This window comes from Streptococcus sp. HMSC074F05, from assembly GCF_001808725.1.
Lineage (GTDB): Bacteria > Bacillota > Bacilli > Lactobacillales > Streptococcaceae > Streptococcus > Streptococcus parasanguinis_I.
The window spans coordinates 107794-121921 of record NZ_KV794401.1; the positions used below are offsets into that span (position 1 = coordinate 107794).

Sequence of the window (14128 nt, forward strand, 5' to 3'; positions counted from 1 at the left end):
GTGGGAATTCGTGTTTATAAACCAACAACAAACGGTCGCCGTAATATGACTTCTTTGGATTTTGCTGAAATCACAACAAACACACCTGAGAAAACTTTGCTTGTTTCTCTTAAAAACAAAGCAGGTCGTAACAACAACGGTCGTATCACTGTTCGTCACCAAGGTGGTGGACACAAACGTCATTACCGTTTGATCGATTTCAAACGTAACAAAGATGGAGTTGAAGCAGTCGTTAAAACGATCGAATACGATCCAAACCGCTCAGCTAACATCGCGCTTGTACACTACACTGACGGTGTGAAAGCTTACATCATTGCCCCTAAAGGTCTTGAAGTAGGTCAACGTATCGTATCAGGACCAGAAGCAGATATCAAAGTCGGAAACGCTCTTCCACTTGCTAACATCCCAGTTGGTACTTTGATCCACAACATCGAATTGAAACCTGGTAAAGGTGGAGAATTGGTACGTGCTGCTGGAGCTTCTGCTCAAGTATTGGGTTCTGAAGGTAAATATGTACTTGTTCGTCTTCAATCAGGCGAAGTTCGTATGATTCTTGGAACTTGCCGTGCTACAGTTGGTGTTGTCGGAAACGAACAACATGGACTTGTAAACCTTGGTAAAGCGGGACGTAACCGCTGGAAAGGTGTTCGCCCTACAGTTCGTGGATCTGTAATGAACCCGAATGATCACCCACACGGTGGTGGTGAAGGTAAAGCACCAGTTGGACGTAAAGCGCCATCTACTCCTTGGGGTAAACCTGCGCTTGGTCTTAAAACTCGTAACAAGAAAGCGAAATCTGACAAACTTATCGTTCGTCGTCGCAACCAAAAATAATCATAAGCAACTAGCTTACACTTTCCGCCAGCTCGGTAGCGCTGCTTAGCAGCGCAAGCCGCTGTGGTACTAAATTTTAAAGGAGAAAATTACAAAATGGGACGTAGTCTTAAAAAAGGACCTTTCGTCGATGAGCATTTGATGAAAAAAGTTGAAGCTCAAGCAAACGACGAAAAGAAAAAAGTAATTAAAACTTGGTCACGTCGTTCAACGATCTTCCCAAGTTTCATCGGATACACTATCGCAGTTTATGATGGACGTAAACATGTACCTGTTTACATCCAAGAAGACATGGTAGGTCACAAGCTTGGTGAATTTGCACCAACTCGTACTTACAAAGGTCACGCGGCAGACGACAAGAAGACACGTAGAAAATAAGGAGAACATAAATGGCAGAAATTACTTCAGCTAAAGCAATGGCTCGTACAGTGCGTGTTTCACCTCGTAAATCACGTCTTGTTCTTGACAACATCCGTGGTAAAAGCGTAGCCGATGCCATCGCTATTTTGACATTCACACCAAACAAAGCTGCAGGGATCATCCTTAAAGTGTTGAACTCAGCAGTAGCAAACGCTGAAAACAACTTTGGTTTGGAAAAAGCTAACTTGGTAGTATCTGAAGCATTCGCAAACGAAGGACCAACTATGAAACGTTTCCGTCCACGTGCGAAAGGTTCAGCTTCACCAATCAACAAACGTACAGCTCACATCACAGTAGCTGTTGCAGAAAAATAAGGAGGTAAACTCGTGGGTCAAAAAGTACATCCAATTGGTATGCGTGTTGGTATCATCCGTGATTGGGATGCCAAATGGTATGCTGAAAAAGAATACGCGGATTACCTTCATGAAGATCTTGCAATCCGTAAATTCATTCAAAAAGAATTGGCTGACGCAGCCGTTTCAACTATTGAAATCGAACGCGCAGTAAACAAAGTTAACGTTTCTCTTCACACTGCTAAACCAGGTATGGTTATCGGTAAAGGTGGAGCAAACGTTGATGCACTTCGTGCAGCTCTTAACAAATTGACTGGTAAACAAGTACACATCAACATCATTGAGATCAAACGTCCTGACTTGGATGCTCACCTTGTTGGTGAAGGAATTGCTCGTCAATTGGAACAACGTGTTGCTTTCCGTCGTGCACAAAAACAAGCGATCCAACGTGCTATGCGTGCTGGAGCTAAAGGAATCAAAACTCAAGTATCAGGTCGTTTGAACGGTGCAGATATTGCCCGTGCAGAAGGATACTCTGAAGGAACTGTTCCACTTCACACACTTCGCGCTGATATCGATTACGCTTGGGAAGAAGCAGACACTACTTACGGTAAACTTGGTGTTAAAGTATGGATCTACCGTGGTGAAGTTCTTCCAGCTCGTAAAGACGCTAAAGGAGGTAAATAACCAATGTTAGTACCTAAACGTGTAAAACACCGTCGCGAATTCCGTGGTAAAATGCGCGGTGAAGCAAAAGGTGGAAAAGAAGTAGCATTCGGTGAATACGGTCTTCAAGCTACAACTAGCCACTGGATCACAAACCGTCAAATCGAAGCTGCTCGTATCGCCATGACTCGTTACATGAAACGTGGTGGTAAAGTTTGGATTAAGATTTTCCCACACAAATCATACACCGCTAAAGCTATCGGGGTACGTATGGGATCTGGTAAAGGGGCTCCTGAAGGTTGGGTAGCACCAGTTAAACGTGGTAAAGTGATGTTCGAAATTGCTGGTGTATCTGAAGAGATCGCACGCGAAGCGCTTCGTCTTGCTAGCCACAAATTGCCAGTTAAAACTAAATTTGTGAAACGTGAAGCAGATTAAGGAGAGGTCATGAAACTTACAGAAGTAAAAGAATTTGTTAAAGAACTTCGTGGTCTTTCTCAAGAAGAACTCGCGAAGCGTGAAAATGAATTGAAGAAAGAATTGTTTGAACTTCGTTTCCAAGCGGCTGCTGGTCAATTGGAACAAACTGGACGTTTGAAAGAAGTGAAAAAACAAATCGCTCGTATCAAAACTGTTCAATCAGAAGCTAAATAATAGACTAGGGAAGGAGAATTTCAATGGAACGCAATAATCGTAAAGTTCTTGTTGGACGCGTTGTGTCTGACAAAATGGACAAAACAATCACAGTTGTAGTTGAAACTAAACGGAACCACCCAGTCTATGGTAAACGTATCAACTATTCTAAAAAATACAAAGCTCATGATGAAAACAATGTTGCTAAAGAAGGTGATATCGTTCGTATCATGGAAACTCGTCCGCTTTCAGCTACAAAACGCTTCCGTCTTGTAGAAGTCGTTGAAGAAGCGGTCATCATCTAATCATACCTGAAAGGAGAAAACGTAAATGATTCAAACAGAAACTCGTTTGAAAGTCGCTGACAACAGTGGCGCACGCGAAATCTTGACAATCAAAGTTCTTGGTGGTTCAAAACGTAAATTCGCGAGCATCGGTGATGTAATCGTTGCATCTGTAAAACAAGCTACTCCTGGTGGTGCGGTTAAGAAAGGTGACGTTGTAAAAGCTGTTATCGTTCGTACTAAATCAGGTGCTCGTCGTAAAGATGGTTCATACATCAAGTTCGACGAAAATGCAGCAGTGATCATCCGTGACGACAAAACTCCTCGCGGAACTCGTATCTTTGGTCCAGTTGCACGTGAATTGCGTGACGGTGGATTCATGAAGATCGTATCACTTGCTCCAGAAGTACTTTAATCAATCAAAAACAAACACAGTCCCCTGGCTCAGCCAGGGTGCCCATCGGGCGTAAGAATAAAAGGAGAATAAAATGTTTGTAAAAAAAGGCGACAAAGTTCGCGTTATTGCTGGTAAAGACAAAGGCGTAGAAGCTGTTGTTCTTACTGCTCTTCCAAAAGTAAATAAAGTTGTTGTAGAAGGTGTAAACATCATTAAGAAACACCAACGTCCAAATAACGAAAACCCTCAAGGTGCGATCGTTGAAAAAGAAGCTCCAATCCATGCTTCTAACGTTCAAGTTTTGGACAAAAACGGTGTTGCTGGACGTGTTGGCTACAAATTTGTAGACGGCAAAAAAGTTCGCTACAACAAAAAATCAGGCGAAGTGCTTGACTAATCACGAAGGAAAGGAGAAGTATAATGGCTAATCGTTTAAAAGAAAAATACCTTAATGAAGTAGTACCATCATTGACTGAACAGTTCAACTATTCATCAGTTATGGCTGTGCCAAAAGTTGATAAAATCGTTTTGAACATGGGTGTTGGTGATGCAGTATCAAATGCTAAGAACCTTGAAAAAGCTGCTGAAGAGCTTGCTTTGATCTCAGGTCAAAAACCATTGATCACTAAGGCTAAAAAATCAATCGCCGGCTTCCGTCTTCGTGAAGGTGTTGCGATCGGTGCAAAAGTTACCCTTCGTGGTGAACGTATGTACGAATTCTTGGATAAATTGGTAACAGTTTCACTTCCACGTGTACGTGACTTCCATGGTGTTCCAACAAAATCATTTGATGGACGCGGAAACTACACACTTGGTGTGAAAGAACAATTGATCTTCCCAGAAATCAACTTTGATGATGTTGATAAAACTCGTGGTTTGGATATCGTAATCGTAACTACAGCGAACACAGACGAAGAATCACGTGCATTGCTTACTGGCCTCGGTATGCCGTTTGCAAAATAATATAGGAGGTAAAACTAATGGCTAAAAAATCTATGATTGCTAAGAACAAACGCCCAGCGAAGTTCTCTACTCAAGCATACACTCGCTGTGAACGTTGTGGACGTCCACACTCAGTTTACCGCAAGTTTAAACTTTGCCGTGTTTGCTTCCGTGAATTGGCATACAAAGGTCAAATCCCAGGTGTCACAAAAGCATCTTGGTAATTTAAGATATCAAGGGCGTTAAAACTCCAAGTGAAAATAGGAAACTTGACGAAGAAACTTTAGTTTCTAGGAAAGTTTATCTTTTTCACACAGAGTTTAGCCCGGGTTCAGTTGGGCTTGCCAATTTGAACACGAGCTACAGCTTTGGCAAAAAAGACCAATTTTCTTTGGAGCATCGCTCCTGCATCAAATTGCCTATTTTTGCTCTCGCTGTTACGCTCTCTGTATCATGTATTAACTAGCAAGTGCAACTTGCAAACTACTAGTAAGAGGAGAAATTATAATGGTTATGACTGACCCAATCGCAGACTTCCTTACACGTATTCGTAACGCTAACCAAGCAAAACACGAAGTACTTGAAGTACCTGCATCAAACATCAAAAAAGGGATTGCTGAAATCCTTAAACGCGAAGGTTTTGTAAAAAACGTTGAATTCATCGAAGATGACAAACAAGGTATCATCCGTGTATTCTTGAAATATGGACAAAACGGTGAAAAAGTTATCACAAACTTGAAACGTGTATCTAAACCAGGTTTGCGTGTTTACAAAAAACGTGAAGATCTTCCAAAAGTTCTTAACGGACTTGGAATTGCTATCCTTTCAACTTCTGAAGGTTTGCTTACTGATAAAGAAGCACGCCAAAAGAACGTTGGTGGGGAAGTTATCGCTTACGTTTGGTAATATTTAGCTCCCAATTTCGTTGTGACTCTTCGTTGTTGTCTCTTGTCTAACCCAAAGTTATGTCTGTGAGACAATGCCTCGATTCACTTAGAAAATGAGACCTAAACATTAACTTTTAAATCAAAAAGATTTAAACCCCGTGAAAACTGGCCCGCAAAGGCCTGACAATTTAACAGGAGAATAAAAAACATGTCACGTATTGGTAATAAAGTTATCGTGTTGCCTGCTGGTGTTGAAATCACTAACAATGACAACGTTGTAACTGTAAAAGGACCTAAAGGAGAACTTACTCGTACGTTCTCAAAAGATATTGAAATCCGTGTGGAAGGTACTGAAGTAACACTTCACCGTCCAAACGATTCAAAAGAAATGAAAACAATCCACGGAACAACTCGTGCCCTTTTGAACAACATGGTTACTGGTGTATCAGAAGGATTCAAGAAAGAACTTGAAATGCGCGGGGTTGGATACCGTGCACAACTTCAAGGATCAAAACTTGTTTTGGCTGTTGGTAAATCACACCCAGACGAAGTTGAAGCTCCAGAAGGAATTACTTTTGAACTTCCAAACCCAACAACAATCGTTGTTAGCGGAATTTCAAAAGAAGTAGTTGGTCAAACAGCTGCTTATGTACGTAGCCTTCGTTCACCTGAACCATACAAAGGTAAAGGGATCCGTTATGTTGGTGAATACGTTCGCCGCAAAGAAGGTAAAACAGGTAAATAATGTAGTTTGGTTGTTTTTCAACCAAACTTCATCTTACCAACTCAGTGCTTAGCACATGATTTTAAAATTAAGAGGTGAAAATTGTGATTTCGAAACCAGATAAAAACAAAATCCGTCAAAAACGCCACCGTCGCGTTCGCGGAAAACTCTCTGGAACTGCTGATCGCCCACGTTTGAACGTATTCCGTTCTAATACAGGCATCTACGCTCAAGTAATTGATGACGTAGCGGGTGTAACGCTCGCAAGCGCTTCAACTCTTGACAAAGAAGTTTCAAAAGGAACTAAAACTGAACAAGCCGTTGTTGTCGGCAAACTTGTTGCTGAACGTGCAGTTGCTAAAGGTATTTCTGAAGTGGTGTTCGACCGCGGTGGATATCTATATCACGGACGTGTTAAAGCTTTGGCTGATGCAGCTCGTGAAAACGGATTGAAATTCTAATAGGAGGACACTAGAAAATGGCATTTAAAGATAATGCAGTTGAACTTGAAGAACGCGTAGTTGCCATCAACCGTGTAACAAAAGTTGTTAAAGGTGGACGTCGTCTTCGTTTTGCAGCTCTTGTAGTTGTTGGTGACCGTAATGGCCGTGTTGGATTTGGTACTGGTAAAGCTCAAGAAGTTCCAGAAGCAATCCGTAAGGCTGTTGAAGATGCTAAGAAAAACTTGATCGAAGTTCCTATGGTTGGAACAACAATTCCACACGAAGTAACATCAGTATTTGGTGGAGCTCGTGTATTGTTGAAACCAGCTATCGAAGGGGCTGGGGTTGCTGCAGGTGGAGCAGTTCGTGCCGTTGTCGAATTGGCAGGTATTGCAGATGTTACATCTAAATCACTTGGATCAAACACTCCAATCAACATCGTTCGTGCAACTGTTAACGGTTTGGCACAATTGAAACGCGCTGATGAAGTTGCTGCCCTTCGTGGTATTTCAGTTTCTGACTTGGCTTAAGAAAGGAGATTCAAATGGCTCAAATTAAAATTACTTTGACTAAGTCTCCAATCGGACGCATCCCGTCACAACGTAAAACTGTTGTAGCACTTGGACTTGGCAAATTGAACAGCTCTGTTATTAAAGAAGATAACCCAGCAGTACGTGGTATGATCACTGCTGTATCTCACTTGGTAACAGTTGAAGAAGTAAAATAATCTATTTAAAATAGAAACAAAGTTTTCAGGGGTATGAGAGATTCTCATCCCCTAAAACTAAATATAAGTATAGGCGAGTTTGTAGTTAGGACACCTTTTCCTGATTACATGCGTTAGCAATTTACAAAAGAGGAGAAAATAAATAATGAAACTTCATGAATTACAACCTGCTACAGGTTCACGTAAAGTCCGCAACCGTGTTGGTCGTGGTACTTCATCTGGTAATGGTAAAACTTCTGGCCGTGGTCAAAAAGGTCAAAAAGCTCGTAGCGGTGGCGGTGTACGTCTTGGTTTTGAAGGTGGACAAACTCCATTGTTCCGTCGTCTTCCAAAACGTGGATTTACAAACATCAACGCTAAAGAATATGCTATTGTGAACCTTGATCAATTGAACGCCTTTGAAGATGGTGCTGAAGTAACTCCAGTAGTACTTGTAGAATCAGGAATTGTAAAAGCTGAAAAATCAGGTATCAAAATTCTTGGTAACGGAGAATTGACTAAGAAGTTGACTGTTAAAGCAGCTAAATTCTCTAAATCAGCTGAAGAAGCTATCACTGCTAAAGGTGGTTCAGTTGAAGTCATCTAAGTGAGGTGACCTATGTTTTTTAAATTATTAAAAGATGCATTTAAGGTGAAACAAGTACGGTCGAAGATTTTATTTACGATCTTCATCATTCTTGTTTTCCGCATTGGGACCACGATTACAGTGCCTGGTGTAAATGCGAAAATTCTGAACAACCTTCAAGATGTGTCCTTCTTGAACATGCTCAGTTTGGTTTCTGGGAATGCCATGAGGAACTTCTCAGTTTTCGCATTAGGGGTTAGCCCATACATTACAGCTTCGATCGTCGTGCAACTTTTGCAAATGGATCTGTTGCCTAAGTTTGTTGAATGGGGCAAACAAGGGGAAGTTGGTCGAAGAAAGCTCAACCAAGCAACACGCTATATTTCTTTGGTTCTAGCCTTTGTTCAATCCATCGGGATTACAGCCACCTTCCACACTTTGTCTCAGGCGAAATTAGTCGCAACTCCAAATACCAAGACCTATCTATTAATCGGTGCGATTCTGACGACCGGTTCCATGATTGTGACTTGGCTTGGAGAACAAATCACAGATAAAGGGTACGGTAATGGTGTTTCAATGATTATCTTTGCAGGGATTGTGTCATCAATTCCTGAGATGATTAAAGAAATCTATGAAAATGCATTTGTGAATGTTCGTTCTGGTCAAATGACCAATTCCCTCATTTTTGTTGGGGTATTAATCCTTGCTGTCTTGGTTATTGTTTACTTTACAACCTTTGTGGAGCAAGCACAATACAAGATTCCAATCCAATATACAAAGATTGCACAAGGAGCTCCATCAAGTTCTTACCTACCTTTGAAAGTAAACCCAGCAGGAGTTATTCCTGTCATCTTCGCTAGTTCGATTACAGCAGCGCCTGCTGCAATTTTCCAAGTGATTAGCGCTATGGGTTACAATGCAGGATGGGTGAAAACAGCTCAAGCCATGTTGGCTACAAACACACCAACTGGTGTGGCAATGTATGCCTTATTGATCATTCTCTTCACCTTCTTCTACACGTTTGTTCAGATCAATCCTGAAAAAACGGCAGAAAACCTTCAAAAGAGTGGTGCCTATATCCCAGGCGTCCGCCCTGGTAAGGGGACAGAAGAGTTTATGTCTCGTTTGCTACGTCGTTTAGCAAGCGTCGGATCAGTATTCCTTGGCTTTATTACCATCATTCCAATCCTGGCTCGAGATTTATTTGGTTTGACAGATGCAGTTGCTCTTGGAGGAACTAGTTTGTTAATCATTATTTCAACAGGTATTGAGGGAATGAAACAATTAGAAGGCTACTTATTAAAACGTAAGTATGTCGGATTTATGGACACAACAACAGAATAGAATAAGGTTGACTTTGTCAGCCTTCTATTTTGTTTTTAAATGGAAATAGGAATTCGCTCCTGCTTCCATTTAAAAACAAAATAAGGAGAATTCATCATGAATCTTTTAATTATGGGGTTGCCTGGAGCAGGTAAAGGAACTCAAGCAGCTAAAATCGTTGAAGAGTTTCACGTAGCGCATATCTCCACTGGAGATATGTTCCGCGCAGCGATGGCTAACCAAACTGAAATGGGTGTGCTTGCAAAATCATACATTGATAAAGGTGAGTTGGTACCAGATGAAGTAACCAATGGAATTGTAAAAGAACGCCTTGCTCAAGATGATATTAAAGAAACAGGTTTCTTGTTAGACGGATATCCACGTACCATTGAGCAAGCTCATGCTTTAGATAAAACATTGGCTGAACTTGGTATTGAGCTTGAAGGTGTTATCAACATCGAAGTAAATCCAGACAGTCTTTTAGAGCGTTTGAGCGGACGTATCATTCATCGTCAAACTGGAGAAACTTTCCATAAAGTATTCAATCCACCAGTTGATTACAAAGAGGAAGATTACTACCAACGTGAAGATGATAAACCTGAGACAGTAAAACGTCGTTTGGATGTTAATATTGCCCAAGGTGAACCAATCATTGAATTTTATCGTTCAAAAGGACTCGTACATGACATCCAAGGGAACCAAGATATCAATGATGTATTTTCAGACATTGAAAAAGTCTTGTCAAATTTGAAATAAAAGCGTTTTTCATGCTTGCAATATTGGACAACTAGTGTTACAATTAGTTAGTCTGACTTATAATTGTTACCTCTGTGCTCAGAGGAATGAATCGAAATTTATGGAGGTACTTTTGCGTGGCAAAAGACGATGTGATTGAAGTAGAAGGCAAAGTAGTCGATACAATGCCGAATGCTATGTTTACGGTTGAACTTGAAAATGGACATCAGATTTTAGCAACAGTTTCTGGTAAAATTCGTAAAAACTATATTCGTATTTTAGCGGGAGATCGTGTTACAGTGGAGATGAGTCCGTACGATTTGACACGTGGACGTATCACATACCGCTTTAAATAATCGAAAAACTTGGAGGGATAAAAATGAAAGTAAGACCATCGGTCAAACCAATTTGCGAATACTGTAAAGTAATTCGTCGTAATGGTCGTGTTATGGTAATTTGCCCAGCAAATCCAAAACACAAACAACGTCAAGGATAAGATAGAAAGGAGAAAACATGGCTCGTATTGCTGGAGTTGACATTCCAAATGACAAACGTGTAGTAATTTCATTGACTTATGTGTACGGTATCGGACTTCCAACATCTAAGAAAATCCTTGCTGCTGCAGGCGTTTCTGAAGATATTCGTGTTCGCGATCTTACACCAGATCAAGAAGATGCTATCCGTCGTGAAGTTGACGCAATCAAAGTTGAAGGTGACCTTCGTCGTGAAGTAAACTTGAACATCAAACGCTTGATGGAAATCGGTTCATACCGTGGTATCCGTCACCGTCGTGGACTTCCAGTTCGTGGACAAAACACTAAAAACAATGCTCGCACTCGTAAAGGTAAAGCTGTTGCGATTGCAGGTAAGAAAAAATAAAATAAAATAAGGAGGTAAAAATCTTGGCTAAACCAACACGTAAACGTCGTGTGAAAAAGAATATCGAATCTGGTATTGCTCATATTCACGCTACATTTAACAACACAATTGTTATGATTACTGATGTGCATGGTAACGCAATCGCTTGGTCATCTGCAGGTGCACTTGGATTTAAAGGTTCTCGTAAATCTACACCATTTGCTGCTCAAATGGCATCAGAAGCTGCTGCAAAAGCTGCTCAAGAACACGGACTTAAATCTGTTGAAGTAACTGTTAAAGGTCCTGGTTCAGGTCGTGAGTCTGCTATTCGTGCACTTGCTGCTGCTGGTCTTGAAGTAACTGCAATCCGCGATGTAACTCCTGTACCACACAATGGTGCTCGTCCTCCAAAACGTCGCCGTGTATAATCATCAACAATTACACAGCTTTTCGTTTAAGAGGGAGTATAGCAAATGATTGAGTTTGAAAAACCAAATATAACAAAAATTGATGAAAACAAAGATTATGGCGTGTTTGTCGTAGAACCACTTGAACGTGGCTATGGTACAACACTTGGAAACTCACTTCGTCGTGTACTTCTGGCTTCACTTCCAGGTGCAGCTGTCACTTCAATCAACATTGAAGGTGTACTCCACGAATTTGATACCGTTCCAGGAGTCCGTGAAGACGTTATGCAAATTATTCTTAACGTTAAAGGAATCGCCGTTAAATCTTACGTCCAAGACGAAAAGATTATTGAACTTGATGTAGAAGGACCTGCAGAAGTAACTGCTGGAGATATTCTTACTGATAGTGACATCGAAATTGTAAACCCTGATCATTATCTATTTACAATCGGAGAGGGAGCATCTTTGAAAGCGACGCTTACTGTAAACAGTGGACGTGGCTATGTTCCAGCTGATCAAAACAAAAAAGATGATGCACCAGTGGGAACACTTGCTGTAGATTCAATCTATACGCCAGTGACTAAAGTCAATTACCAAGTTGAACCAGCACGCGTTGGTAGCAACGATGGCTTTGACAAGCTAACCCTTGAAATTTTGACAAATGGGACAATCATTCCAGAAGATGCCTTAGGTTTGTCTGCTCGTATTTTGACAGAACACCTAAATCTATTCACAAACTTAACTGAAATTGCTATTGCAACAGATGTTATGAAGGAAGTAGATACAACTTCTGATGATCGCATTTTAGAACGTACGATCGAAGAATTAGATCTTTCAGTTCGTTCATATAACTGTTTGAAACGTGCTGGCATTAATACTGTTTACGATTTGACTGAAAAATCAGAAGCAGAAATGATGAAAGTTCGTAACTTGGGACGTAAGAGTCTTGAAGAAGTTAAAATCAAACTTGCCGACTTAGGCCTTGGGTTAAAAAACGATAAATAGAGGAGGAATACATGGCTTACCGTAAACTAGGACGCACTAGCTCACAACGTAAAGCGATGCTTCGCGATTTGACTACAGATCTTATCATCAATGAAGCAATTGTAACAACTGAAGCACGTGCGAAAGAAATCCGTAAATCAGTTGAAAAAATGATTACTTTGGGTAAACGTGGTGATTTGCATGCACGTCGTCAAGCTGCTGCATTCGTACGTAACGAAATTGCATCACAAAACTTTGATGAAGAAACAGGTAAATACTCAGAAACAACTGCACTTCAAAAATTGTTCTCTGAATTAGCACCTCGTTATGCTGAGCGCAATGGTGGATATACTCGTATCCTTAAAACTGAACCACGTCGTGGTGATGCTGCGCCAATGGCTATCATCGAATTGGTATAATATCATCAATTTTGTTGAGTGTTATGATGATGGAATACACTGTTATTCTTAGTCTAGCTCTGGTCTACCGCTGGGGATTTTCCCCAGCGGGAACACTCATCATATTGAATGAATGGTAGACGCTTGTTTACGAAATTGCTTTAATTTAAAACAATTTCGTAAGCAGGCGTTTTGTCTTGCTTTTCATGAGTAGTCGAGAATAGCAAAAAATGATATAATGGAACCCATATCTCCAATAGAAGAAAAAGGATTCAATGACAAAACAACAAGCAATTAAATTACTAAAAGAGAAGTACCTTAGTAATATGAAAGAGGATTCGGAACTCTTTGTCGGAGTTGAATTAGAGTTTCCGATTGTAGAAACAAATGGAAACAAAACAAATATAGAGGTGACGAAAAATCTTTTTCGAACCTTAGCCAACTTATCAGATTTTGAAGTTGAAAAAATAGATGACGATCAAAATCCCATTCAATTGATTCACTGCTCTTCTAAAGATCGTATTCTATTCGAGTTGAGTTACAATACAATTGAATTTGCATTTGAGAGAGCTCATTCTATAAATGAGGTAGCCAAACGTTTTGAGGCCTATTTAAAGATCATTCAACCGATTTTGCAAGAAAATAATCACGAAATCCAAGGGCGCGGAATCCATCCTTTGTGGAAAGAAAATGATAATAGCCCAGTGAAAATCGAACGATACAAGATGTTAATGACTTTCCTTGCAATGAATGGTACAGGGATGAAAACACACTCCTATCCTTCGTACGGAGCATTTATATGCGGAAACCAGGTTCAATTGGATGTAAGGCGCGATAACTATCTTCGCATCATTAATGCATTTAATAAAATTGAAGCAGTAAAAGCATATTTGTTTTCTAACTCAGAATTTTCAGCAGAGGTTTGGGATACAAAAATTGCCAGAGATATTTTCTGGGAAGAATCCTTACATGGTTATTATAAGGAAAATGTAGGGATTTATCCTAAGGACTACCAAAGCGAAGAAGAGTTTTTTAATAATCTCGCTAGAACAGCTATTTTTACGGCAATTAGAGAGGGCAAATCATATTATTTTAAACCAATTCGAGTGGAAAACTATCTAGATCAAAAAGAAATTACGGCCTATACGGCTGATGGAAATGAGAAGATCATTAACCCTGTAAAAGAAGATCTAAAACAACATCGAAGTTACCAATTTCAAGATTTAACTGCTCGTGGGACTGTGGAATTTAGAAGCGTTTGTACACAACCATTAGAAACCACCTTTGCCCCGATAGCCTTTGAGTTGGGCTTGTTTGTAGAATTAGAAAAACTGGAAAACTATTTAGAAGAATGTTCATTTTTTAAAAATGAAGAACAGGACTATCGAAAACTTAGAAAGAAATATTCAAAGAAAAATCTAAGTGAAAAGGAAAAAGAAGCGATACAATCCTTTTCAAAAGATCTTCTGGACATAGCTAAAGCAGGATTAATTAAAAGAGGTTATGGAGAAGAAAAATTTCTCATCATTAACAAAGAACTAGACTAATAGAAAAGCCTGTAATACAGGCTTTTCTTTGTTTATTTCAAAAAAACTTTCAAAAAAATAA

26 protein-coding genes are annotated in these 14128 nt (G+C 40.1%); all 26 read left to right on the forward strand.

The annotated features are described in order from the left end of the window. The 26 genes from rplB (at position 1) to HMPREF2685_RS00750 (ending at position 14067) form a co-directional block, all read left to right on the forward strand. Positions 1–834, forward strand: coding sequence for a 50S ribosomal protein L2 (gene rplB / locus HMPREF2685_RS00630; protein ID WP_000512900.1), 834 nt, complete (start codon positions 1–3; stop codon positions 832–834). 96 nt (positions 835–930) lie between these two features. Continuing rightward, the gene (gene rpsS / locus HMPREF2685_RS00635; RefSeq protein ID WP_000533766.1) at positions 931–1212 is read left to right on the forward strand and encodes a 30S ribosomal protein S19; all 282 of its coding nucleotides are present in this window, start codon (positions 931–933) and stop codon (positions 1210–1212) included. 11 nt (positions 1213–1223) lie between these two features. Continuing rightward, entirely contained in the window at positions 1224–1568 is a 345-nt protein-coding gene (rplV, locus tag HMPREF2685_RS00640; RefSeq protein ID WP_000818139.1) for a 50S ribosomal protein L22, read from the forward strand. Between the two features lie 12 nt (positions 1569–1580). Next, on the forward strand, positions 1581–2234 hold the full coding sequence (rpsC, locus tag HMPREF2685_RS00645; protein ID WP_003002336.1) for a 30S ribosomal protein S3: 654 nt from the start codon (positions 1581–1583) through the stop codon (positions 2232–2234). Positions 2235–2237: 3 nt separating this feature from the next. Continuing rightward, positions 2238–2651 carry a 50S ribosomal protein L16 gene (rplP, locus tag HMPREF2685_RS00650; protein ID WP_070464664.1) on the forward strand — a complete coding sequence of 138 codons (414 nt, stop codon included), beginning with the start codon at positions 2238–2240 and terminating at the stop codon, positions 2649–2651. Positions 2652–2660: 9 nt separating this feature from the next. Further along, a complete protein-coding gene (rpmC, locus tag HMPREF2685_RS00655; RefSeq protein WP_003002350.1) occupies positions 2661–2867 on the forward strand; it encodes a 50S ribosomal protein L29 in 207 nt (68 codons plus the stop codon). 23 nt (positions 2868–2890) lie between these two features. Beyond that, positions 2891–3151 carry a 30S ribosomal protein S17 gene (gene rpsQ / locus HMPREF2685_RS00660; protein WP_000440801.1) on the forward strand — a complete coding sequence of 87 codons (261 nt, stop codon included), beginning with the start codon at positions 2891–2893 and terminating at the stop codon, positions 3149–3151. 25 nt (positions 3152–3176) lie between these two features. Further along, entirely contained in the window at positions 3177–3545 is a 369-nt protein-coding gene (gene rplN, locus HMPREF2685_RS00665; protein WP_003002384.1) for a 50S ribosomal protein L14, read from the forward strand. A 73-nt stretch (positions 3546–3618) separates the two neighbouring features. After that, positions 3619–3924 (forward strand): 50S ribosomal protein L24, encoded by a 306-nt coding sequence (gene rplX / locus HMPREF2685_RS00670; protein ID WP_003002315.1) that lies wholly within the window; start codon positions 3619–3621, stop codon positions 3922–3924. 23 nt (positions 3925–3947) lie between these two features. Next, positions 3948–4490 carry a 50S ribosomal protein L5 gene (rplE, locus tag HMPREF2685_RS00675; protein WP_003009606.1) on the forward strand — a complete coding sequence of 181 codons (543 nt, stop codon included), beginning with the start codon at positions 3948–3950 and terminating at the stop codon, positions 4488–4490. Between the two features lie 17 nt (positions 4491–4507). Beyond that, complete coding sequence (locus HMPREF2685_RS00680) at positions 4508–4693, forward strand: type Z 30S ribosomal protein S14 (protein WP_001085699.1); 186 nt, start codon at positions 4508–4510, stop codon at positions 4691–4693. Between the two features lie 283 nt (positions 4694–4976). Further along, the gene (gene rpsH, locus HMPREF2685_RS00685) at positions 4977–5375 is read left to right on the forward strand and encodes a 30S ribosomal protein S8 (protein ID WP_003010897.1); all 399 of its coding nucleotides are present in this window, start codon (positions 4977–4979) and stop codon (positions 5373–5375) included. A gap of 189 nt (positions 5376–5564) precedes the next feature. Further along, the gene (gene rplF, locus HMPREF2685_RS00690; RefSeq protein ID WP_003010839.1) at positions 5565–6101 is read left to right on the forward strand and encodes a 50S ribosomal protein L6; all 537 of its coding nucleotides are present in this window, start codon (positions 5565–5567) and stop codon (positions 6099–6101) included. A gap of 83 nt (positions 6102–6184) precedes the next feature. Then, positions 6185–6541 carry a 50S ribosomal protein L18 gene (gene rplR, locus HMPREF2685_RS00695; RefSeq protein WP_003010871.1) on the forward strand — a complete coding sequence of 119 codons (357 nt, stop codon included), beginning with the start codon at positions 6185–6187 and terminating at the stop codon, positions 6539–6541. Positions 6542–6558: 17 nt separating this feature from the next. Beyond that, positions 6559–7053, forward strand: a complete 495-nt coding sequence (gene rpsE, locus HMPREF2685_RS00700; RefSeq protein ID WP_003009617.1) for a 30S ribosomal protein S5 — start codon at positions 6559–6561, stop codon at positions 7051–7053. Positions 7054–7067: 14 nt separating this feature from the next. Further along, positions 7068–7250, forward strand: coding sequence for a 50S ribosomal protein L30 (rpmD, locus tag HMPREF2685_RS00705; protein WP_002894509.1), 183 nt, complete (start codon positions 7068–7070; stop codon positions 7248–7250). A 145-nt stretch (positions 7251–7395) separates the two neighbouring features. Continuing rightward, positions 7396–7836, forward strand: coding sequence for a 50S ribosomal protein L15 (gene rplO, locus HMPREF2685_RS00710; protein WP_003002405.1), 441 nt, complete (start codon positions 7396–7398; stop codon positions 7834–7836). A gap of 12 nt (positions 7837–7848) precedes the next feature. Next, positions 7849–9159 (forward strand): preprotein translocase subunit SecY, encoded by a 1311-nt coding sequence (gene secY / locus HMPREF2685_RS00715; protein WP_023920186.1) that lies wholly within the window; start codon positions 7849–7851, stop codon positions 9157–9159. 96 nt (positions 9160–9255) lie between these two features. Beyond that, complete coding sequence (locus HMPREF2685_RS00720; RefSeq protein ID WP_021154254.1) at positions 9256–9894, forward strand: adenylate kinase; 639 nt, start codon at positions 9256–9258, stop codon at positions 9892–9894. Between the two features lie 116 nt (positions 9895–10010). Further along, on the forward strand, positions 10011–10229 hold the full coding sequence (gene infA, locus HMPREF2685_RS00725; RefSeq protein ID WP_001029883.1) for a translation initiation factor IF-1: 219 nt from the start codon (positions 10011–10013) through the stop codon (positions 10227–10229). Positions 10230–10252: 23 nt separating this feature from the next. Further along, a complete protein-coding gene (gene rpmJ / locus HMPREF2685_RS10075) occupies positions 10253–10369 on the forward strand; it encodes a 50S ribosomal protein L36 (protein ID WP_001808836.1) in 117 nt (38 codons plus the stop codon). Positions 10370–10386: 17 nt separating this feature from the next. Beyond that, a complete protein-coding gene (rpsM, locus tag HMPREF2685_RS00730; RefSeq protein ID WP_003009631.1) occupies positions 10387–10752 on the forward strand; it encodes a 30S ribosomal protein S13 in 366 nt (121 codons plus the stop codon). Between the two features lie 23 nt (positions 10753–10775). Beyond that, positions 10776–11159: a 30S ribosomal protein S11 gene (rpsK, locus tag HMPREF2685_RS00735; protein ID WP_003002390.1), complete on the forward strand. Its 384-nt coding sequence runs from the start codon at positions 10776–10778 to the stop codon at positions 11157–11159. Between the two features lie 45 nt (positions 11160–11204). Beyond that, positions 11205–12143: a DNA-directed RNA polymerase subunit alpha gene (locus tag HMPREF2685_RS00740; protein WP_003009635.1), complete on the forward strand. Its 939-nt coding sequence runs from the start codon at positions 11205–11207 to the stop codon at positions 12141–12143. Between the two features lie 11 nt (positions 12144–12154). Further along, positions 12155–12541 (forward strand): 50S ribosomal protein L17, encoded by a 387-nt coding sequence (gene rplQ / locus HMPREF2685_RS00745; RefSeq protein WP_070464665.1) that lies wholly within the window; start codon positions 12155–12157, stop codon positions 12539–12541. Between the two features lie 254 nt (positions 12542–12795). Beyond that, positions 12796–14067 (forward strand): glutamate-cysteine ligase family protein, encoded by a 1272-nt coding sequence (locus HMPREF2685_RS00750; RefSeq protein WP_070464666.1) that lies wholly within the window; start codon positions 12796–12798, stop codon positions 14065–14067. Positions 14068–14128 lie beyond the last annotated feature (61 nt).

Coding starts and splice junctions, on each gene's coding strand:
- rplQ (WP_070464665.1), top strand. CDS start 12,155: ATGGCTTACCGTAAACTAGGACGCACTAGCTCACAACGTAAAGCGATG.
- rpmJ (WP_001808836.1), top strand. CDS start 10,253: ATGAAAGTAAGACCATCGGTCAAACCAATTTGCGAATACTGTAAAGTA.
- rplF (WP_003010839.1), top strand. CDS start 5,565: ATGTCACGTATTGGTAATAAAGTTATCGTGTTGCCTGCTGGTGTTGAA.
- rpsE (WP_003009617.1), top strand. CDS start 6,559: ATGGCATTTAAAGATAATGCAGTTGAACTTGAAGAACGCGTAGTTGCC.
- rpmD (WP_002894509.1), top strand. CDS start 7,068: ATGGCTCAAATTAAAATTACTTTGACTAAGTCTCCAATCGGACGCATC.
- rplE (WP_003009606.1), top strand. CDS start 3,948: ATGGCTAATCGTTTAAAAGAAAAATACCTTAATGAAGTAGTACCATCA.
- rplN (WP_003002384.1), top strand. CDS start 3,177: ATGATTCAAACAGAAACTCGTTTGAAAGTCGCTGACAACAGTGGCGCA.
- secY (WP_023920186.1), top strand. CDS start 7,849: ATGTTTTTTAAATTATTAAAAGATGCATTTAAGGTGAAACAAGTACGG.
- HMPREF2685_RS00750 (WP_070464666.1), top strand. CDS start 12,796: ATGACAAAACAACAAGCAATTAAATTACTAAAAGAGAAGTACCTTAGT.
- HMPREF2685_RS00740 (WP_003009635.1), top strand. CDS start 11,205: ATGATTGAGTTTGAAAAACCAAATATAACAAAAATTGATGAAAACAAA.
- rpsQ (WP_000440801.1), top strand. CDS start 2,891: ATGGAACGCAATAATCGTAAAGTTCTTGTTGGACGCGTTGTGTCTGAC.
- rpmC (WP_003002350.1), top strand. CDS start 2,661: ATGAAACTTACAGAAGTAAAAGAATTTGTTAAAGAACTTCGTGGTCTT.
- rpsM (WP_003009631.1), top strand. CDS start 10,387: ATGGCTCGTATTGCTGGAGTTGACATTCCAAATGACAAACGTGTAGTA.
- rplO (WP_003002405.1), top strand. CDS start 7,396: ATGAAACTTCATGAATTACAACCTGCTACAGGTTCACGTAAAGTCCGC.
- HMPREF2685_RS00680 (WP_001085699.1), top strand. CDS start 4,508: ATGGCTAAAAAATCTATGATTGCTAAGAACAAACGCCCAGCGAAGTTC.
- rplV (WP_000818139.1), top strand. CDS start 1,224: ATGGCAGAAATTACTTCAGCTAAAGCAATGGCTCGTACAGTGCGTGTT.
- HMPREF2685_RS00720 (WP_021154254.1), top strand. CDS start 9,256: ATGAATCTTTTAATTATGGGGTTGCCTGGAGCAGGTAAAGGAACTCAA.
- rplP (WP_070464664.1), top strand. CDS start 2,238: ATGTTAGTACCTAAACGTGTAAAACACCGTCGCGAATTCCGTGGTAAA.
- rpsH (WP_003010897.1), top strand. CDS start 4,977: ATGGTTATGACTGACCCAATCGCAGACTTCCTTACACGTATTCGTAAC.
- rpsS (WP_000533766.1), top strand. CDS start 931: ATGGGACGTAGTCTTAAAAAAGGACCTTTCGTCGATGAGCATTTGATG.
- rplX (WP_003002315.1), top strand. CDS start 3,619: ATGTTTGTAAAAAAAGGCGACAAAGTTCGCGTTATTGCTGGTAAAGAC.